This window comes from Vulcanococcus sp. (genome assembly GCF_044369115.1).
Classification (GTDB): Bacteria; Cyanobacteriota; Cyanobacteriia; order PCC-6307; family Cyanobiaceae; genus Vulcanococcus.
In genome coordinates, this window is the sequence record NZ_JBIPMN010000019.1 from 1 (window position 1) to 19,723 (window position 19,723).

A 19,723-nucleotide genomic window follows, 5' to 3' on the forward strand; every position below is an offset into this window, starting at 1 on the left:
CGCGCCCCGCAAACTGCGTTGCTGGCGCGCCTCGATGCGCACGATGGTGCAGCGGGCGGCTGAGCAGCTGAGCCTGGAGATGATCCCCAGCCGCCGCTGTTATGCCCTGGTGGAGTGGCTGCAGGAGCGCCAGGCCACGGTGTACCCCGCTGAGGAGGGCTACATGGCCGGGCCACTGGCACCAGCGCCTTTGCCGATCCAGCCCCTGGCAGTGCCCCTACCGGAAGCTGCACGCGGTGATAGCTGGAGCTGGGCTTCCCTGCCTCTCGGTGCTCTCAAGGAAGCGGCGGAGTGGGATGTGAGCTTTGCCGGGCTGGTGCCGCTTGATGGCATCGGCGACGACGACGCCATGGTGAGCGGCCTGCGCCTGTTCAGCACCACCCGCTCTTTGGCGATTGCTGGTTGGATTGCCGGCCTTGAGCCGGTGCGCTTGGAGGTGAGCGGCAACCAGTTGGTGCTGGAGGCCGGCTTGGAGGATCGCTGGTTGTTAGGCAACCTGGAGGCCGAGGAGGCTAAGGCCGCCGCTCAGTCCTTCCGCGCGGCGCGCGAGCAGGTGGGCGGCGTGCAGTTTCTGGCGGTGCAGAGCAGCGAGGCGCAGAGCGGCTTCGATGGCTTCTGGGTGCTGCGTGATCTTCCCGACGCCTAAGGAGGCGGACCATGGCGGAAGCCGTTGATCCCCCTTTTGATCGCCCAGATTCCCGCTTCAATCTGCTCGAGGGGTGGACCTGGATCGGCTGCTACGGCGGCTACTACCTTCAGGCTGATCTGCTCGCCGGTTTTGAGCACGGCTTCTTCACCCGTCAGTGGCAGGGCCGCGGGCCGGAGGTGCTGGCGGGCTATGTGAGCGCGGGCGTGAGTGTGCATCGCCCCAAGCAGGTACACAGTGCCCTGGTGCTTCCCGCCAGTGCTGCTTGCGCTGAACCCTGGCCGGAAGCCGATGGCCTGGTGAGTGATGCCGGCGGCCAGAGCCTCTGGGTGTGCGGTGCAGACTGCACGCCGGTGTTGATTGCTGATCCGGTGAGTGGCCGTGTGGCGGCCTGCCATGCCGGCTGGCGCGGGGTGGCGGCCGGCATTCTGCTGGAGGCGATCACGCAGTTTGAGGCCGAGGGCTGCAGCCGCAGTGATCTGTTGGTGGCGCTCGGCCCGGCGGTGAGCGGCGAGCGCTATCAAGTCGAACTCAGCGTGGCTCAGCAGGTAGCGGATTCGCTGCCAATGGCGGACGGCGGTGCGACAGGCTCTGCCATGGCAGAGCTAGAGCGGTGCGGAGCGGTGTGCAGTGATCCCGAACCCTGCCGTTCCCGCCTCGATTTCCGCGCCGCCACGCGTCGCCAATTGGAGTTGGCTGGGGTTCCGGCCGGGCAGATCAGCGTGTGCCCGCTGTGCACGGTGGGAGAGGAGCTCCTCTTCCATTCCTGGCGCCGCGATCAGGTGAAGGCGGTGCAGTGGAGCGGCATCGTGTCGCAGCAACTGCCCGACTGAGCTGTCGCGGCCCGCTGAGCGGCCGTGGCTGGGGTGTGGCGCTTCGTCAGTGTCCGAGGTCGGATATCCATGGATATCCACACCTGGACAGTGGCTTCAACACCTGATGAGCGCCGTGGCTTCAACACCTCGTCCACCATGATTACCGCTCAGTGCTGTTCAGGATCACCAGGATCTAGATCCAGGCTGAGTTGGCCTGGGCTTTCCTGGGTCCGGCGGCTTCGGGAGCGGCTTGCGCTGGCATTGCTGTTGCTCCCCTTTCCGCCGGCGCCAGTGCTTCGGCTGGTGCTGTTGGTGCGGCTGGTGCCGCTGAACCAGCTGAGCAGGGCTTTCCAGCCGGCTGGATCCAGCCGTTCAAGATCCACGGCACTGGGTTGAAGGGCCGAAGCCGGCTGGCTGGCCCAGAGATCCGCCCAGGCCACATCGCACCCGGCAATGCGTTCATGGCCGAACGGATGGAGATGTCTCGGAAGGCGAGCCATGTCGGCATGAACGTCTCTGATGTGGAGGCGTTGCTGCTCCAACGCCTCCAGGCGCAGTCGGCGTGAGCGCTCGTAATTGAGCACCGGTGCGGGGTAGTCGGCCATGGCGGGTGGTGCGCCAAGTTGATCGTTGGTGAGGCCCCGCAGTTCCGGCAGCCAGCGGCGGATGAACAGCCCCTGGGGGTCGCAGCGATCTACGGCCACCTGCCCAGGGTGGTAGATCCGCGTCCAGGCTTTGCTTCCGTGGTACGTCACGCCGGCCTGCATCGCCCATTGGTAGTGATCGATCGGGCAATCGCCATCGATCAGGTGCCGCATGTAGTGCAGGGCCCCGAAGCGCCAGTCGATGCCGCAGAGATTGGAGAGGAAGCTGGCGTAGATGGCGCGGCTGCGGAAATTCAGTTCCAGCCAGCCCCCTTCGGCTTGCAGGCAGCGGGCCGCCGCATCCACGATCGGGAAACCGGTGCGCCCTGCACACCAGGCGTCATACAGCTCTTCTTGTTCAGCTGTGAGTACCCCGGCGGACTGTTCTGAGCTCAGCCCCGCTGCATCAAAGACCGTGCTGCTGCCGCCCTCGAGCGGACTCCACAGCGCGCTCAACTCCAGTTGCGGCAGGTAGCGGAAGCGTTGGTGGATGGCGCAACCCCAGCGCAGGCGGCTTGCCAATTGCACGGCGCTGCGGTTGCGGGGATCGCGGCGTCCGCCTTCGCCGCCGCTGCGGGGCAACAGCCAGGCCAGCCGCTGGAGGCACTGGCGTGGGGTGATCACCCCGAATTTCAGATAGGGGCTCAGCCCGGTGGTGACCTTGGCGGAGGGGTAGCTGAGCTCCCAGTAATAGCTCCGTGAGGCGGGGCCTTCGCAGAATTGTTCGAGCCGTTGGAAGGCAGCGGCGCTGCCACCAGCTGGGATCGGCTTGGCGTCGGCACGCAGGCCCAGTTCTTCGAGGCTCGGTACCGGTTGATCCGGCAGGGCATCTGAGGGTGTTGGCACAACCAGCCTCACCGGAGCTGGCAGGGCGGGGCTGGCCATGGCTTGATGCCACTGGCGGCTCCAGTGGCTGTAGTGCATCAGTTCGCCGGTGGCGCCAGCGGGCTCCACCCAGTGCAGTGGGATGCGGTGAGCGGCCAGGGCGCGGCTGACGCGGGCATCGCGCACACGGCCCACCAGGCGTTCGCTATCGGTGTGAGCGATCACGCCGCCGGCGCCACTGGCGCGTACAAGCTGCAGCAGCACCTCAGCTGGATCGCCGTTGCGAATCAGCAGACGACCGCTGCGTTGACGCAGCTCGGCATCCAGTGCGCGCAGGCTCTCGAGCATGAACGCCACCCGGGCGACAGCGGTTTCGGGATGAAACAGCAGATCCCGATCCAGCACGAACACCGGCAGGACGGCCCCGCGGCGACAGGCTTGGCTGAGGGCTGCATGGTCGCTCAGACGCAAATCGCGCCGGAACCACACCACCGTGCACGCCATGGCGACTCACTGGCCGGCCAGAGGAGTTTGGCAGTCTGGTTGCAGTGCCTCGGTCTCGATGCGATAATGCAAAAGTTGCATAGCTAACAATCAGATGCTCACAGGGGCAGATCTTCTCGCCAAGGTCAAAGAGCTTGGCGATGTGAGCAAGTCCGACATCGTTCGGGCCTGCGGCTATGTGTCCACCAAGAAGGATGGCTCCGAGCGTCTCAACTTCACGGCCTTCTATGAAGCCTTGCTCAATGCCAAAGGTGTGGAGTTTGGCGGTACGACTGCCAAGGTTGGTAAGGGTGGCCGCAAGCTGAGCTTCACCACCAAGGTGCAGTTCAACGGCAACCTGATGGTCGGCAAGGCTTACACCGCTCTGTTGGATCTCAAGCCCGGCGACGAGTTTGAAATCAAGCTGGGCCGCAAGCAGATTCGCCTGGCACCTCTCGGTGCTGCCGACGAAGAAGAGTGAGGCCAACGGCTTCCGCCACGCGGATGCCATCCATCGCTGCGGAGAGGATGCCGCCGGCAAAGCCGGCCCCCTCTCCCGCTGGGTAGAGCCCAGGTGTGTTGATGCTCTCCAGCTGTTCATTGCGAGGCAAGCGCACGGGTGAAGAGGTGCGCGTCTCCACCCCTGTGAGCATCGCGTCGTCCATGGCGTAGCCCGCGATCTTGCTGTTGAACGCCGGTAGGGCTTCACGCAGAGCTTCGATGGCGTAACCCGGCAGCGCACTACTTAGATCCGTGAGCGTCACTCCTGGCGCATAGGACGGCTGCACGCAGCCGGTGGCAGTGCTGCTGCGGCCCGCCAGAAAGTCACCGAGGCGTTGGCCGGGAGCGGCGAACGTTTCGCCGCCCAGGGCGTAGGCCCGCGATTCCCAGTGCCGCTGGAAGGCCACTCCCGCCAGTGGATCGGCGGGGCCGTTGCCGTAGGGCTCTACATCCTCGGGCTCAATGTTCACCACGATGCCGCTGTTGGCATTGCGCTCATTGCGGGAGTGCTGGCTCATGCCGTTGGTCACCACCCGCCCAGGTTCTGAGGTGGCGCCCACTACCAGGCCGCCTGGGCACATGCAGAAGCTGTAGACGCAGCGGCCGTTGCTGGCGTGGTGCACCAGCTTGTATTCCGCCGCCCCCAGCTGTGGGTGACCGGCGCAGCTGCCCCAGCGCGCCGCATCGATCAGCGGTTGGGGGTGCTCGATGCGGAAGCCCACCGAAAATGGTTTGCGCTCCATCGCCACGCCCTGCGCCTGAAGCATCGCAAAGCTGTCGCGGGCGCTGTGGCCCACCGCCATCACCACCTGCTGGGCCGCGATGAAGCGCCCATCGGCGAGGGTCACGCCGCGAACCGAGTGGTCTTCAGGGTTGAGCTCCAGCCGATCCACGCGGCTCTCGAAGTGGATCTCACCCCCGAGAGCGGTGATCTGCGCCCGCAGGCCTCGCACCACCGTGGCCAGCTTGAAGGTGCCGATGTGGGGGTGGTGCAACACCAGGATCTCGGGATTGGCACCAGCCGCCACCAGTTCCTCGAGCACCTTGCGGCCCAGATGGCGTGGATCGCGTACCTGGCTGTAGAGCTTGCCGTCGGAAAAGGTGCCGGCGCCGCCTTCGCCGAACTGGGCGTTGGATTCCGGGTTAAACGGACGTTTGCCCTGCCAGAAGCCGAAGGTGTCAGCACTGCGCTCCTTCACCGGTTTGCCCCGCTCCAGCAGCAGGGGCTTCAAACCCATCTGAGCGAGCAGCAGGGCGCAGAAGTAGCCGCAGGGGCCGGCTCCCACCACCACTGGCCGAGGCAGATCGGCGTCAGCTGCTGCCTGTGCCACCAGCTGATAGGTGGTGTCGGTAGCGGGTTGCAGGTGCGGGTCGCGCCCGAAGCGTTTGAGCAGCCGCTGCTCCTGGCCGGGCTCGAGGCCGAATTCCACGCTGTAGGCCAACTGAATCTTGCTCTTGCGGCGTGCATCCACGCTGCGCTTCACCACCCGGGGTGGCTCCAGCAGCTGCTCTGGTTCCAGTTTCAGGCGGCGGCAGAGGGCCTCGCCAAGCGCTTCTGGCTCGTGGTCGAGTGGCAGCTTCAATTCGTTGAGCCGCAGCATCGGCACAGTCGCTCGCCAGTACTGCATTTCAGCACCCGCGCAGCGGCGCTGCTTAGGGTCGACCTCCTTGCTGCATCCCCATGTACGCCACCTACTTCGGGGCCAACGGCTGGCTACTGGAGCTGGGGGGGCTGCGGGTGTTGGTGGATCCGTGGCTCACCGGCGCGCTGCGGTTTCCACCTGGGGCGTGGTTTTTCGAAGGCCAGCTGCCAGCCAGCCAGCCGGTGCCTGAAGATCTCGATCTGTTGCTCTTGACCCAAGGGCTCGACGATCACGCCCATCCCGAAACCCTGCAGCTGCTGCCGCGTTCGCTGCCGGTGGTGGGATCGCTGTCGGCAGCAGCCAAGGTGCGCAGCCTTGGCTTTGAAACGGTCACCGCTCTGCGGCCTGGCGAGGATTGCCGCCACGGCGATTTGCAGATCACGGCCACCGCTGGCGCGCCTGTGCCGCAGGTGGAGAACGGCTACCTGCTGGAGCATCCAGCGGGCTCGCTTTATCTTGAGCCGCACGGCTACCTCAGCCCAGATCTTCTCGCCCGACCTCTCGATGCGGTGATCACACCGGTGGTGGATCTGGGCTTGCCGGTGGCGGGTGCTTTTGTCCGCGGCCAGGCCGTGCTGCCGCAGCTGCTGGAGCGCTTCTCACCGCGCACCGTGTTGGCGAGCACCGCGGGTGGCGATGTGGTCTTCAGCGGATTGCTCACCCGGCTGTTGTGGATGAAGGGCAGCACGGCGAGCGCGGCAGCAGCGATGCCGGCCGGCAGTCGGCTGATTGATCCTCAGGTGGGCGAGCGCTACTCCCTGGCCACGGCTGCCTGAGCCTGATGCCGCAGCTTTGCCGCACTCGGCACTGTGGCGGCCTGCACTCCATACGGTGGCTTCGTTGTTCGTGGCTGCGTCGGGCCTGCTCCTGATGCCTGATCCGCTTGCGCTGCGCCCCCTGATTCGGGATCTCCACGCTGTGGTGGTTGATCTGCATGCCAGGCCCATCCCCCCAGCCTGGGGACGCTTGCTGGTGCTGCTCGCCCTACTGGCTGCAGGCGGATTCGGCTTTTGGCAGCTTCAGGCCTGGCCGCTGCGGCTCGCGGCAGCGTTGCTGCTGGCGTTGGCTGAAACGCTGCTGCTGATTGCAACGCACGAGGCCTGCCACGGCATCCTGCTGGGCCGGCAGCGGCTCGAGCTGGCCCTGGCGGCACTGATCAGTTGGCCGATGGCCTGGCCCTTGTTCACCTATCGCTTGCTGCACCTCCTGCATCACCGCTGGAATGGGCGCGACAAGCGCGACCCCGAGCGAATCCACCACCAGCAGCCCGGGTGCTGGTGGTGGCTGGTGCTAGCGGGCGGGGCCGGTTTGATCCTGCGCACCCTGCAGGAGGCGTTGCGGCTCCAGGGGCAGCACCCGGCCCTGCGCCGCGCCCTGGTACTGGATGGGCTCGGGATTGTGTTGGTGCAGGCGTTGATTGTTGTGCTGGTGATCAAGTACGGCAACGTGATGGTCTATGCCTTGAGCTGGCTGTTCGTAGAGCGGGTGGCAGGGGGGCTGCTGCAGCTGCGGGGTGCCATCGAGCATTGGCAGCTCTGGCAACCGCAACCCCATCCGTTGCTGAGCCAGTTGTACGGCTCCCGCACGGTTGCCGTTCCGAACTGGCTGAACGGCTGGCTTGGGGGATTGCCGCATCACAGCGCTCACCATGCCTTCCCGGGGCTTGCCACAGCTCGCTTGCCCCAGGCCACCGCGCGTTTGCAGGCGGTGTTGCGGGCGCATGGCTACCCGCCCTTGCCGTGCTGCCAGGGCTACGGCGAGGCCCTCAAGCAGCTTGGCTGAGCTTGTCCAGTAAGGGCGCCATCCAGGGCTGCCAGATGCCCCGCGCCAGGGTGTGCTGGCAGGGCTTATAGATGCGGCGCGCCCGGATGGTGTTGCGCAACAGATGTAGCTCCTGGGTTGTGAGTTCAAGCGTGATCAGGGCTGCCATCAGCGGGCCTCAGATGGGGTGATCCAGCTGTAGGCGTTTCAGGGAACATCAGGCTGCTGATGCTGCAGGAGTGCCGCTGTTGTTGCGCAGAGTGCTGCCACACGGCGGCGAGCCTCAGCCTTGCACTCGATCTGGCCGCGCTGCCAGATCGAGTGGGAATTGGTGGGCGTTGCGCTCGTGCATGGCTTCGATGCCGAGGTTGCCGCGATTGAGCACATCGGCCCAGGTGGGAATCACGCGGCCCTGGTGATCGAGCACCGCATGGTTGAAGTTGAAGCCGTTGAGGTTGAAGGCAAAGCTCACCACCGCCAGGGCTGAACACCAGATGCCGATCACCGGCCAGGCGGCCAGCAGGGCATGCACACTGCGGCTGTTGTCGCTGGTGGCGTAGGGCATGATCAACCGGCCCATATAGGCGTGGGCCGCCACGATGTTGTAGGTGGGTTCTTTCTGGCCAAACAGATAGCCCCGGTTGATCGATTCCTGTTCGGTGGTTTCACGAATCAGGCTGCTGCTCACTAGCGAGCCATGCAGGGCCGCCAGGAAAGCTCCACCGAAACTGCCGGCCACAGCGAGCATGTGCAGCGGGTGCATCAGCACATTGTGTTCAGCCTGCAGCACCAGCATGAAGTTGAAGGTGCCGGAGATGCCAAGGGGCATGCCGTCGGCAAACGATCCTTGACCAAGTGGATACACCAACAACACGGCCATCGCACCGGCCCAGGGGGCGGAGTAGGCCACAGCAATCCAGGGGCGCATGCCCAGCCGGTAGCTGAGTTCCCATTGGCGGCCCATCCAGGCCGTGATTCCGATCAGGAAGTGGAACACGATCAGCTGATAGGGCCCGCCGTTGTAGAGCCACTCCTCCACGCTGGAGGCTTCCCAGAGGGGATAGAAGTGGAGCCCGATGGCATTGGAGCTAGGCACCACGGCTGCGCTGATCAAGTTGTTGCCCCCCAGCAGCGAACCGCTCACCGGTTCGCGGATGCCATCGACATCCACGGCGGGTGCGCCAATGAAGGCCATGGCGAAAACAAGCGTCGCCGTGAGCAGGCAAGGAATCATCAGCACACCGAACCAACCGATGTAGATGCGGTTGCCGGTGTTGGTGATCCATGTACTGAATTGCCGCCAGGGACGACGCCTGGCCGCAGAAGAAAGGCTTGTCATGGTGAATGGTGTGAATGACACACGCCCCGACGATCTCGATGCGCTGGTAGGGCGGGTGCTGATTGATGTGCGGCGCAACGTGGTACTGATCCCTTGGTGGCTGCGTGCTGTGTCAGAGCACCGGATCAGCCCATGGCTCGTTGCGCCGCATTCAGGCTGGCGGCTGTCAGCAAGGGCCGGTCTCTGCGGCGCCGCCTTGCAGCGGCACCGCAGCGCATCGGTGAAGCCGCGTGCGGCGCGCAGGGGCTGGCGTGATCAGGCTGGGTCAGTTGCTTCGCATCGATGACCGCCGCGATCGTGATCCTGTTGGTGCTCGGCACCCTGGTGGTGGTGATCATGCCCAGCCGGGAGGAGTTCGCCTGGTTTCTGCGGCTCCGCCGGCCGCTTTGGCTCGGCTTTGAGGGATTGATCCCATTGATCTGGTTGGCTATTTATGGCTGCTTCTATGCCTCGGCGCTGTTGGTGTGGAACCGCACCAATGGCTGGGGATTGATGGCTGGGTATCTGCTGTTGCTGGTGCTGGTGCAGAGCTACACCTGGTTGATCTGCCGCACTCGTCGCCTTGCCAATGGCACGGCCGTGGGCCTGGCGGGTTGGCTCTGGGGGGTGGCGCTCACGCTCGTGGTGGCAGGCTCCTCGCAACCCGCGGCCCTGCTGTTGATTCCCTATCTGCTGTGGAGCCCGGTGGGCACGCTGGTCACCTGGCAGATGCAGCGCCTGAACCGCTGATCCATCGCTGATCGGGTGTAGGCCTTGGCTCTCCAAAGTGTCTCGGTCTTCTTAGACCGAGTGCAGACACTCCCCCGCCATGTTTCTGAGAACCCGTCAGGACGGCTCGCTGATGGAGGTATTAAGCCTTCCGAAGCTGTTTGATCCTTTCGCGACGCAGCTACCGGGTCGTCTCCATGCCGGCGAGGAGCTGCAGGAGCCTGAACTGTTCCACAAGAGTGACCTGGTGTTTGCCTCCGGAGAATCGTTGCCACGCTGCTGGGTTGATCCTCACTACGGAGCGCGGTGAGTTGTTTCTTGCCGGAACGCCTCAAAGGTTGAGCTGGGGAAGCCACCCTTGTGTCTTTTTCTGGTCTCAATCTTGTTCTTTCATGGCTTTGTTTGTCATCTGCTCGTGGTGCTGTTTGTGTCTGATCATGCTTGTTAACCTTGATCATGCTTTCGACGCCGATCCTGGGTTGAAAGGTCATTGGTTTGCATGTAGGTGTTGATTTGAGAGTCTCCGCTTCGATGCGTTGATTCCCCGCGTGCTTGGGTGAAGTGGGCGTCGCAAAATTTGTTTCTTGTGAAGCATCTATGCGTAACCCTGAAGCACACTGCTGTATTTCATTTGAGATTGTGCTGATTTCCGAGGGGTTCGATGGTTTGATTCTTATGTTTGTGCGGCATCGCCTTTGGAGATAGGATGCGTCACCTGGTTACAGGCGGAAGCGGATTTATCGGCTCCCATCTGATTGATCATTTGATGGCAGATCTAAATGCCCAAGTGATCTGTGTTGACAATTTTCAAACGGGCTCAAAGGGTAATGTTGCGCATTGGCTTGAGCATCCGCATTTTGAGTTGATTCGCCATGATGTGACAGAGCCTCTCCGCATTGAGGTTGACCGTGTCTGGCATTTGGCTTGCCCGGCGTCGCCAATTCACTATCAGGCGAATCCGATCTCCACGATCAAAACTAATGTGCTGGGAACCCTCAACATGCTTGGCTTGGCTAGGCGATGTGGAGCGCGTTTTCTTTTGGCATCAACCAGTGAAGTCTATGGAGATCCACTGGTATCGCCGCAGTCCGAAGCTTACCTCGGAAATGTGAGTTGTACGGGGCCTAGAGCTTGCTATGACGAGGGCAAGCGTATGGCCGAAACCCTTGCCTTTGAGTATCACAGGGTTCATGGACTCAAAGTGCGTGTGGCGCGTATCTTCAATACCTATGGCCCACGTATGGCTGCCAACGATGGCCGTGTTGTCACCAGCTTTATTCATCAGGCGCTGCGTTCTGAGCCGCTGACTGTATACGGTGATGGATCCCAGACGCGATCGTTCTGTTATGTCGACGATCTTGTGGCTGGCTTGCTGGCATTGATGGATTCCAGCTGTCTTCGGCCAGTGAATCTTGGCAATCCAGTTGAAATCACCGTAGCGGAGTTAGCGGAACACATCATCGACCGCTTTAACCCCCAGCTCACAGTGAGTCACCATCCTCTGCCAGTGGATGACCCTCGCCAGCGCCGGCCGGATATCAGTCGGGCTCAACACGAGCTTGGTTGGATGCCGAAGGTCTCTTTAGAGGACGGATTGGCACGCATGGTGGCGGCGCTTCAGGGGCAAGACGTCATGCCAGCGGTTGAGCCTGAGATGGCGGTCGTGACCTGATTTCAATCGCAAGACTCATCTCCTGTTCCTTCACGCGCTGTTTTCCCGTTCAACCCCATGGTTCAATCCATCTGCTGTATTGGTGCCGGCTATGTCGGTGGCCCGTCAATGGCTGTGATGGCCGATCGCTGCCCAGGTCTCGATATCACTGTCGTCGATCTCGATCAGGCCCGTATCGATGCCTGGAACAACCTTGGTCGTGGTCCTCTGCCCGTGTATGAACCAGGCCTCGAAGCTGTGCTCGATCGCGTTCTTGGGCGCAACTTGCAGTTCAGTACCGATGTAGCCAATGGCATCAGAAATGCTGACATGGTTTTCCTGTCAGTGAATACCCCTACCAAACAAAATGGCCATGGCGCAGGGGTTGCTGCCGACATCACCTACATCGAAAAAGCCGCAAGGCAGATAGCCGATGTAGCCAAGGGCCATACGATCGTCGTGGAGCGATCAACCTTGCCCGTGCGTACCGCCGATGTGCTACGGCGCATCTTTGCCAATGCACCAGCTGCTGGCTTTGAGGTGCTCTCCAACCCTGAATTCATGGCGGAGGGAACCGCCATCAGTGATCTGGAATCCCCAGATCGTGTGCTTGTGGGTGGTCATTGTGACCATGCGGTGGATCAGCTGGCCGATATCTACGCCAACTGGGTCAGCCCGGAGCGAATCATCCGTACCAATCTCTGGTCTTCTGAACTTGCGAAGCTCACCGCCAATGCTTTTCTGGCTCAGCGGATTAGCTCGATCAACAGCATCGCTGCTCTGTGCGAAAAGACAGGAGCGGATGTCGTGGAGGTACGCCGAGCCATCGGTAGTGATTCGCGGCTGGGTTCCCACTTCCTCAGCCCTGGCCCGGGTTTTGGTGGTAGTTGCTTTAAAAAAGATCTACTCAATCTGATCTATCTCGCGGATCACTACGGCCTTGCTCCAGTTGCTAACTACTGGCGCTCCGTGGTGGAGATGAATACCTATGCTCAACAGCGCTTGGTTCGCATGATTGTTCGCCACTTGTTTGGCACCCTGCGCGACAAAACCATTGCCATTCTTGGATTCGCATTTAAGGCGGATACCAATGACACCCGCGAGAGCCCAGCAATTGCCATCTGCCGTGAGCTGCTTGGGGAGGGTGCCCACCTAGCCATCCATGACCCAAGGGTTAGTCCCAAGGATGTGCACGCTGCACTTGATTCAGCAGTTGATGACGGATCGGGACACAGCAGTTTTCGTGTGGAGTCTCAGTTGAGTTCGATTTTTCGTGATGCAGATGCTGCTGTGGTGCTTACTGATTGGGCTGAGTACCGCCAACTCGACTGGCCTCTGTTGGGTGCTCTGATGCGGCGTCCTGCCTGGGTCTTTGATACCCGCCGCGGTATTGATCTTGAGGCTGCACACCGATGCGGCTTGGATACCTGGGCCATTGGCGCTGGGGAGCAGGACTAATGGCCACGGTGTTAGTGACCGGTGGCGCTGGTTTTGTGGGCTCCCATGTGATTCCCGGTTTGAAACGGCGCGGCCACCGCGTTGTTGTATTTGACAACCTCCAGCGTGGCCATCGCTCAACGGTGGATCAGCTCGATGTGGAGTTTGTTCAAGGAGATCTCACCAACTCTGAGGAGCTCCAGCGCTTGTTCGTGGGGACGCACTTTGATGCCATTCTCCATTTCGCAGCGTTGGCGTATGTCGGGGAGTCGATGCTCAACCCTGATGTTTATTACCGCGTGAACACAGCGGGAACGCTCAATTTGCTGCAGCAGTCCCTCTCTGCCACCGAGGGGCAGCCGCCGCCGGTGGTGTTCTCATCCAGCTGTGCAGTGTTTGGAATCCCCAAGCAGTTGCCGCTCGATGAGCGCTCTCCAAAATCTCCAATCAGTCCTTATGGTCGCAGCAAGCTTGTAGCGGAATGGCTGCTTGAGGATTTCGGCCGTGCCTATGGTCTCCGCTCTGTTGTGCTGCGCTATTTCAACGCAGCTGGTGCTGATTTGGCTCATGGTCTCGGAGAGATCCATCAGCCGGAAACCCACCTGATCCCCTTGGCAATTTCCGCGGGTCGTGGTGATGCCCCCCTTCACTTGTTCGGTACTGATTTCGATACCCCCGATGGTTCTGCCATCCGGGACTTCATCCATGTGTGTGATCTCGCAGAGGCCCACTTACTAGCCCTTGATCACCTGCTGGCTGGAGGCGACAGTGATGATTTCAATCTCGGTAGCGGCTCCGGGATTTCGGTGTGGGAGCTGGTGCATGCGGTGGAAGCGGAGCTGCAAAGCCCCGTGCCGGTGCATCAGGCTCCCTCTCGTCCGGGGGATCCTCCCGCCCTGGTCAGTGATTCCCGCAAGGCTGCAGTGGTGCTTGGTTGGCAGCCGCACTACTCCTCACTGAAGCGGATTGTGTCTGATGCTGCGGCTTGGGACCAGCGGCAACGGCTTTACATCTCTCATGAGTTGAGCCATGTCACCACCTGAACCGCGATTCATTCCAGTGCTTCGCCCCCAGCAGCAAGCTGTGTTGTTGGTTCTTGTGCTGGTTTGGGCTTTTTGTGTGGGCCTTTTTTGGGCCTGGTGGTTGCAGCCGGCTCATTGGGCGGCCCCATGGGGGATGGCCCTCAACACCTTGTTGTTGGTGGTGGTTACGGCAATGCCGGCCTGGGCCTATTTCTTTCTCGTGCGCATGCAGCGGGTGAATCCCCGTAGCTCGTTCCCTGTGGATTTGCGCCTTGGCATGGTTGTGACAAAGGCGCCTTCAGAACCGTGGCCGTTGGTGCGCGAGACCCTAGAGGCGATGCTTGCCCAGGAGCCGGCTCACGATACGTGGTTGGCCGATGAGAATCCAACAGATGAGGTTCTGCGCTGGTGCGCCTTGCATGGCGTGCAGGTTTCCACCCGGCGGGATCAACCCGGCTACCACAACGCACATTGGCCACGGAGGCGCCGGTGCAAGGAGGGCAACCTTGCCTACTTCTACGACCACTACGGATATGAGCGGTACGACGTGGTTGTGCAGCTTGATGCTGATCACAGGCCCGAGCCGGGATATCTACGAGCCATGGTGCATCCATTTGGTGATCCTGAGGTGGGCTATGTGGCTGCTCCATCGATCTGCGACCGCAACGCATCCAAGAGCTGGGTGGCACGGGGGCGTCTCTATGCAGAGGCGGGATTACATGGTCCACAACAGCTTGGTCACAACGCTGGTTATGCGCCTCTCTGCATTGGTAGTCATTACGCGGTACGCACCGCAGCGTTGGTGGAGATCGGCGGGCTAGGACCTGAGCTTGCCGAGGACCACTCCACAACTTTGCTGTTGAACAGCAAGGGTTGGCGAGGTGTCTTTGCCATTGATGCTCGCTGTCATGGCTTGGGTCCTGAGACCTTTGAGGACGCCATGGTCCAGGAATTTCAGTGGTCCCGCAGCCTTACAACGATTCTTCTGGCCTTAACTCCCAAGCTCTGTTCGCGCTTGCCCTGGCATCTTCGCTGGCAATTTCTCTATAGCCAGCTCTTTTACCCACTGCGCGGCAGCCTGAGTGTTGTGGGCGTGATCCTGCCCGCCGTCGCCATGGCAACGAGCCAGCCATGGGTACGCGTGGATTACCCCATCTTTCTTCTGCTGTGGCTGCTCTATTCGCTGCTCACTCTGTTGCCGCTTTTTTGGCTGAAGCAGCTGGGTCTTCTCAATCCACCTTCTAGTCGTTTGGTGAGCTGGGAGCAGATGCTGTTCGAACTCACTCGCGGACCGTGGGTGTTGGCCGGAGTGATGGCTGCCTGTTTGGATCGGTTCTGGTGTGGCTCACATGACTTCCGAGTGACCAGAAAGGAACAGCAAATCCGACCCCTCAAACTTACTTTCATCACGCCTCACTTGATTTTGGCTTGCATCGGTGCGTTGACGGCTTTATTGCTAGGCCATTCGGCAGGTGATGCGAAGGGCTACGTTCTGCTGGTGCTGATCAGCGCTAGCAGTTCAGCAGTAGCTGCTGTTCTGGCGCTCGGGTTAGATCATCGGTTGAAGCGTCTGCCGTTGTTTCAACTCGGCTATCACTACGGAATTGTGCTGGGTGTTGCGGCCCTGGTCTTCGTTACGGCAGTGCTACGCCATGAGGAGTTGCGAACACCATTGCAGCTCACGGAGGCATTGCCTACTACTCAACTCTGGAGGCCTTAAGTGAACTGTCTTCAGCGTCTTTGGCCACTAGGCCTGTTGTTTGGCTTCATGGCAGGGCTGCCACTATGGTCTGCCCAGCGTAGTTCAACTTTCTTCAGCGGGGCTTACCGCTACCCAGAGCTTGAACATCCGCTGCCTCATAGTTCGATTGAAAGCACCTTTGTGAGCTGGATGGATGCCCAAGCTCCTCAGCACATCAGCTCAGTGTTGGAGCGAGCTCGTCAAAGGCGGAGCCTGGCATTGATCACTCTGGAACCATTTCCTGATCCCTATCGACCTCAATCTGATCGCACGCTCGTGAGAGATGTTGTTCGAGGTGACTACAACCAGCGTATCAAAGCTGTGCTGGAGCCATTGTGCCGGCCCGAGCAGCCTGTGCTGTTGCGTTTTGCCCATGAAGTGGACAACGCCGGCCAATACCCCTGGTCAGTGAAGCGAGGCGAGGATTATGTGCGTCTCTACCGTTCGGTATGGGCTCAAGCAAGACATCCCCAATGCCGGCGAATTCATTGGGTCTGGTCTCCTGCCGGAAATCGTCAATCCGGTCTTTTTTGGCCTGGTGGTGATGCTGTTGACCTGATCGGGGTCTCCGTCTACAGCTCTCCGCGCTGGAGCCAAAACGGGGAATTGCGCAGCTTTGCCCAGGTTTATGAGCAACGGCGTTGGTTACACCTGCGCTTTCGCAAGCCCTTATTGGTGGCTGAGATGGGTGTGAGTGGTACTAACCAGCAACGTCGACGCTGGTTAATGGATGCCCGTGAGGCGATTCGCAGATATCCGGAGTTGATCGGATGGGTCTACTTCAGTGCCCCACAGCCAACGTGGATTCCTCTTCCCACTGGGCATGAGGACTGGAGCCTCTCCTCGCAGCTCTTGGACTTGGTTACATCTCCGCGGCTTTCTTCCGTATTTCATTGCCAGCTTCTGCATGTCTCGCTTCCTCTTCTCCATCAAAAAGTGTGCGGCCCTCGTACGGCTTGATCCGCCTGAATGGTTCTTGTTGCTCCTGATGATGCCTCTGACAACTGCGCCAAGTGTGCATGCGGCAGAGCTTCCGCCCTACAGCGCACCCAGTGTAACCCCGACCCAGATGCCGACAGCCTTTACAGCTGAATGGGGAAACTATTTCATTAGCACCTCCTCGTACGCCTACGAGCAGTGGCAACGCAACGATCTCTTCGTTGACGGCTGTTTGAATCTTGGAGCTGGCATTGGGAATCCACGCACAGCCGTTGCAGTGGAGATTGATTACAACATCGAGAGCTTTCGTGGGGTTCCGGAGGGTGGAAGCGTCGATGTCAGGGTTGGTCGATCTGTCGTGAACCATTCACGCTTTAAAGCTGCAGTTGGTGGGGGTCTGTTGCGTGCGTTCACCTACGGCCAGTTGTCAAAAGAACCCAAAAGTGCCTATGGTGTGCTGACCATGGCCTGGCCTCTGCGGCCAAATGACGCAAGCTTCCGCCAGACACTTCAATTGAATCTGGGCGCTGGTAGTGGACGCTTTCAGCGTATTGATCAGGGTTGGTTGCCGAGTCAAGGAGTTGTTGCCTCCTTGGGTGTGGAGTTGGCGCCGAATGTGGGATTGAGTGCTGGTTGGGTGGGTCGTGGTGTTAATGCCACCTTGTCGGTTGTTCCGGCTCGCGGTGTCCCCTTATTTGTTAGTCTCTCAGGTGTCAATCTTGACAACAGTGGCGATGCAGGTCGTGCTGCTGTTCTCTCTCTGACCTGGGGGGGCAGTTTCCGAACGGCAACGTTCTGATTGCTGTAGGTACTCTCTACTCCTTGTCGGATGCGACCATGCCTTTTGGCTGTTCATGGTATCGACGCGTTCCTATTCTTGTGACCTTTATTCTGTGCGTACCTGGCTCTGATCGCTTTCTGATCTGTCTTTTTGGATTTAAGCGCTATTCCAGGCCCTAAATGTCTCTCTATGAGCTTCACGGTCAGCCTTGTCGTCCTGTTCGAACCTGATCCGCTGGCTGATTGAGCTCTCGTTTTTTACAGGCTTGTCTTGCCATGAGCTCTAGCACCTCGGTGTCGCTCACCGGCTCGAAGCTTTGATACCAGGCCCCAACGGCGCAGAGGTCATCGACCTCCGCTAAAGCGACCAGCTGATCCAGCTGGGGTCGTAAGGCATCTGCAACGCGCCGATCGATCACCGGCACCGCCAGCACCAGTTGGCTGGGTTCGCTGAGGCGCAGCGACTGCAGCGCTGCCATCACCGTGAGGCCGGTGGCCACGCCGTCGTCGATCACCAGTAGCGGTCGACGGCTCAGTGCCGCTGCTGGTGGATCGCCATAGAGGCGCTGCCGGCGTTCGAGTTCGCGCTGCTGCTCCGCCATGATCCTTTGGCGCAGAGCGGGATCGAGCCGATAGGCCCTGGCGATGGATTCATCCCAGATCTGCACGCCATCGGGAGCAATGGCTCCCAGGGCCAGTTCCGGCGCCTGGGGATGGGCGAGTTTGCGCACCGCCCAGCTGGCCAGCGGCAGGTGAAGCTGTTGGGCCACCTCGGCGGCTACCACGATGCCGCCGCGTGGAAGCCCTACCACCAGGGCGTTGGGTTTGTGGCTCCAGCCGCTGAGCTGCTGAGCCAGAGCTCGACCGGCGTGCCTGCGATCACGCCATAACGCTGTTCGAACCATGGTGATGGGCTTTCCAGATGGAGCGGAGCTGAACCGCCAGCAGTGGCGCTGGGATGCACAGCAGCAACCACCACCACAACTGTGATGGGATCGGTGCCATCTGGAAGGTTCGGGCCAGGGGCGGCCATCCCTGTAGCCCAACAAAAGCGATCAGCTCTATGGCGATGCCCAGCCACAGCAGAGCATTGGGCTTAAAGCGGTTGCCGCGGCGGCAGGCCAGGGCGGTGCCCGCCTGGGCGAACACAATCGATCCAAGGGCCACCGCCGAAGCTTGGTGTTGCACAGCTAACAGCTCGGCGTTCGCCTGATGGTGCAGCAGAGCTGGAGTGATGCTGCGCAGCTGGGGAAGGGTGATCCCGTGGCTCCACCAGCTGAGGCCATAGCCGAGCATCGCCAGGGTGGCTTCAATCAGCCCTAGATACAGATAGGCCTGCCGCAGCAGCGGCCGATCCAGCAGCGGCTGATCACGATGGCGGGGTGGTTGGCTCATCACATCGGCCCGGGGCGGATCGGCCCCAAGCCCCAGGGCCGGCAGTAGATCGGTGCCTAGATCCACCGCCAGGATCTGCAGCACGGTGAGGGCCGCTGGGATTCGCAGCGCCAGCATTGTGAGGAACGGCGCCACCTCGGCGACGTTGGAGGCCAGGATGTAGAGGATGAATCGGCGGATGTTGTCGTACACGCCTCGACCGTGACGCACCGCCGAGACGATGGTGGCAAAGTTGTCGTCCACCAGCACGATGTCGGCTGCTTCGCGGGCCACATCGGTACCGCTTCGCCCCATGGCGATACCCACATCAGCGGCCCTCAGCGCCGGGGCGTCGTTGACGCCATCGCCGGTGACAGCCACCACCTCGCCAAGGGCCCGGTAGGCCTGCACCAGCCGCAGCTTTTGCTCTGGCGCCATGCGGGCAAACACCAGCCGCGAGCGGAACTTCAGCAGTTGGCGCAGCTGAGCATCGCTGAGGCGGCCTAGGTCGCTGCCGTTCACCACCCGCACCGGGTCGGGGCCGGCATGGGCGGGGGCATCAAGCAGGCCGATCTGGCGCGCGATCGCCTCGGCGGTGAGGCCGTAGTCGCCGGTCACCATCGTGATCTTGATCCCGGCGCGATGGCAGGCGGCGATCGCTTGGATCACCCCGGGCCTGGGTGGGTCGTAGAGGCCTACGAGCCCCAGCAGCACGAGATTTTGCTCCTCCAGTTTCGGCTGGTTGCATGCCCTGCAAGCGATGGCCAGCACCCGTTGGCCCTGGCGTGCCATCACATCGTTGGCCGAGCTCACCAGTTGCCGATCAGCTTGGCCGAGTGGCGTGATTACGCCAGCGCGCAGCCAGTGGCTGCAGCGCTGCAGCAACTCCATGGGTGCGCCTTTGCTGCACACCATCCACACGCTGGGCTGCGGCCAGCGTGGATCGTTGTGCCACTCCACCAGCACGCTCATCATCCTTCGCTCGGAATCGAAGGGCAGTTCCTGTTGACGCGGCAGCCGCTGACGCTCCTGCTCCAGATCAAGCCCCGCCCGTTGTGCACCCTGCAACAACGCCGTTTCCGTTGGATCGCCGACCTGCCGGGAGGCGTTGCAGCACAAGCCTGCCGCCAACAACAAGAGGTGTTCATCACTGCTCCAGGTGTTCTGTACCTCCATGGCGTTGGCGGTGAGGGTGCCTGTTTTGTCGGTGCAGATCACACCCACGCAGCCGAGTGTTTCCACCGCCGAGAGCCTTCGCACCAGGGCTCGCTCGCGGGCCATCCGCTTCACCGCCAGTGCCAGCGCAAGGGTGACCGTGGGAAGCAGGCCCTCTGGCACATTGGCCACGATGATCCCGATGGCGAACACCAGGCTTTCCACCGGCTCCACCCCCACCCGAAGCACTCCGGCGAGA

Annotated in this window: 19 protein-coding genes; 13 read left to right on the forward strand and 6 right to left on the reverse strand. The window is 61.4% G+C overall.

What is annotated here, in order from left to right; all coding sequences use genetic code 11:
- Together ACIQ2E_RS02465 and pgeF are read left to right on the forward strand one after the other, a co-directional pair.
- Positions 1 to 646: Tab2 family RNA-binding protein (locus ACIQ2E_RS02465; RefSeq protein WP_398325660.1), on the forward strand; the 646-nt coding region annotated here is incomplete at its 5' end.
- 11 nt (positions 647 to 657) lie between these two features.
- Positions 658 to 1,479 carry a peptidoglycan editing factor PgeF gene (gene pgeF, locus ACIQ2E_RS02470; RefSeq protein ID WP_398325663.1) on the forward strand — a complete coding sequence of 274 codons (822 nt, stop codon included), beginning with the start codon at positions 658 to 660 and terminating at the stop codon, positions 1,477 to 1,479.
- Between the two features lie 149 nt (positions 1,480 to 1,628).
- Here the strand turns inward: pgeF and ACIQ2E_RS02475 are convergent, their stop codons facing one another.
- A complete protein-coding gene (locus tag ACIQ2E_RS02475; protein WP_398325666.1) occupies positions 1,629 to 3,434 on the reverse strand; it encodes an FAD-binding domain-containing protein in 1,806 nt (601 codons plus the stop codon).
- Positions 3,435 to 3,528: 94 nt separating this feature from the next.
- Between ACIQ2E_RS02475 and ACIQ2E_RS02480 the strand changes: the two genes are divergently transcribed.
- Positions 3,529 to 3,894, forward strand: coding sequence for an AbrB family transcriptional regulator (locus tag ACIQ2E_RS02480; protein ID WP_398325669.1), 366 nt, complete (start codon positions 3,529 to 3,531; stop codon positions 3,892 to 3,894).
- Here ACIQ2E_RS02480 and ACIQ2E_RS02485 read toward each other — a convergent pair.
- Entirely contained in the window at positions 3,833 to 5,515 is a 1,683-nt protein-coding gene (locus ACIQ2E_RS02485) for an NAD(P)/FAD-dependent oxidoreductase (RefSeq protein ID WP_398325672.1), read from the reverse strand. The two genes, ACIQ2E_RS02480 and ACIQ2E_RS02485, sit on opposite strands and share 62 nt — an antisense overlap.
- A gap of 80 nt (positions 5,516 to 5,595) precedes the next feature.
- Between ACIQ2E_RS02485 and ACIQ2E_RS02490 the strand changes: the two genes are divergently transcribed.
- Together ACIQ2E_RS02490 and ACIQ2E_RS02495 are read left to right on the forward strand one after the other, a co-directional pair.
- Entirely contained in the window at positions 5,596 to 6,333 is a 738-nt protein-coding gene (locus ACIQ2E_RS02490) for an MBL fold metallo-hydrolase (protein ID WP_398325675.1), read from the forward strand.
- Between the two features lie 94 nt (positions 6,334 to 6,427).
- Entirely contained in the window at positions 6,428 to 7,339 is a 912-nt protein-coding gene (locus ACIQ2E_RS02495; RefSeq protein ID WP_398325713.1) for a fatty acid desaturase family protein, read from the forward strand.
- Here ACIQ2E_RS02495 and ACIQ2E_RS02500 read toward each other — a convergent pair.
- Complete coding sequence (locus tag ACIQ2E_RS02500; RefSeq protein WP_398325678.1) at positions 7,323 to 7,487, reverse strand: hypothetical protein; 165 nt, start codon at positions 7,485 to 7,487, stop codon at positions 7,323 to 7,325. The two genes, ACIQ2E_RS02495 and ACIQ2E_RS02500, sit on opposite strands and share 17 nt — an antisense overlap.
- A 114-nt stretch (positions 7,488 to 7,601) precedes the next feature.
- Positions 7,602 to 8,657 (reverse strand): photosystem II q(b) protein, encoded by a 1,056-nt coding sequence (psbA, locus tag ACIQ2E_RS02505; protein WP_398325680.1) that lies wholly within the window; start codon positions 8,655 to 8,657, stop codon positions 7,602 to 7,604.
- 282 nt (positions 8,658 to 8,939) lie between these two features.
- Between psbA and ACIQ2E_RS02510 the strand changes: the two genes are divergently transcribed.
- The 8 genes from ACIQ2E_RS02510 to ACIQ2E_RS02545 all read left to right on the forward strand — a co-directional run bounded on the left by ACIQ2E_RS02510 (position 8,940) and on the right by ACIQ2E_RS02545 (position 16,954).
- Positions 8,940 to 9,386: a TspO/MBR family protein gene (locus ACIQ2E_RS02510; protein ID WP_398325683.1), complete on the forward strand. Its 447-nt coding sequence runs from the start codon at positions 8,940 to 8,942 to the stop codon at positions 9,384 to 9,386.
- A 79-nt stretch (positions 9,387 to 9,465) separates the two neighbouring features.
- Positions 9,466 to 9,675 carry an acetyltransferase gene (locus ACIQ2E_RS02515; RefSeq protein ID WP_398325686.1) on the forward strand — a complete coding sequence of 70 codons (210 nt, stop codon included), beginning with the start codon at positions 9,466 to 9,468 and terminating at the stop codon, positions 9,673 to 9,675.
- A 396-nt stretch (positions 9,676 to 10,071) separates the two neighbouring features.
- Positions 10,072 to 11,037 (forward strand): UDP-glucuronic acid decarboxylase family protein, encoded by a 966-nt coding sequence (locus ACIQ2E_RS02520; protein ID WP_398325689.1) that lies wholly within the window; start codon positions 10,072 to 10,074, stop codon positions 11,035 to 11,037.
- A gap of 57 nt (positions 11,038 to 11,094) precedes the next feature.
- Positions 11,095 to 12,474 carry a nucleotide sugar dehydrogenase gene (locus ACIQ2E_RS02525; RefSeq protein WP_398325692.1) on the forward strand — a complete coding sequence of 460 codons (1,380 nt, stop codon included), beginning with the start codon at positions 11,095 to 11,097 and terminating at the stop codon, positions 12,472 to 12,474.
- Positions 12,474 to 13,496, forward strand: a complete 1,023-nt coding sequence (galE, locus tag ACIQ2E_RS02530) for a UDP-glucose 4-epimerase GalE (RefSeq protein WP_398325695.1) — start codon at positions 12,474 to 12,476, stop codon at positions 13,494 to 13,496. The genes ACIQ2E_RS02525 and galE overlap by 1 nt, the downstream gene beginning before the upstream one ends.
- A gap of 133 nt (positions 13,497 to 13,629) precedes the next feature.
- Complete coding sequence (locus ACIQ2E_RS02535) at positions 13,630 to 15,195, forward strand: glycosyltransferase family 2 protein (RefSeq protein WP_398325698.1); 1,566 nt, start codon at positions 13,630 to 13,632, stop codon at positions 15,193 to 15,195.
- Between the two features lie 48 nt (positions 15,196 to 15,243).
- Entirely contained in the window at positions 15,244 to 16,176 is a 933-nt protein-coding gene (locus tag ACIQ2E_RS02540) for a glycosyl hydrolase (protein WP_398325701.1), read from the forward strand.
- 109 nt (positions 16,177 to 16,285) lie between these two features.
- Positions 16,286 to 16,954 (forward strand): hypothetical protein, encoded by a 669-nt coding sequence (locus ACIQ2E_RS02545; protein ID WP_398325704.1) that lies wholly within the window; start codon positions 16,286 to 16,288, stop codon positions 16,952 to 16,954.
- A gap of 184 nt (positions 16,955 to 17,138) precedes the next feature.
- Here the strand turns inward: ACIQ2E_RS02545 and ACIQ2E_RS02550 are convergent, their stop codons facing one another.
- Positions 17,139 to 17,840 (reverse strand): phosphoribosyltransferase, encoded by a 702-nt coding sequence (locus ACIQ2E_RS02550; RefSeq protein ID WP_398325707.1) that lies wholly within the window; start codon positions 17,838 to 17,840, stop codon positions 17,139 to 17,141.
- Positions 17,815 to 19,723: cation-translocating P-type ATPase (locus ACIQ2E_RS02555; RefSeq protein WP_398325710.1), on the reverse strand; the 1,909-nt coding region annotated here is incomplete at its 5' end. The genes ACIQ2E_RS02550 and ACIQ2E_RS02555, both read right to left, overlap by 26 nt.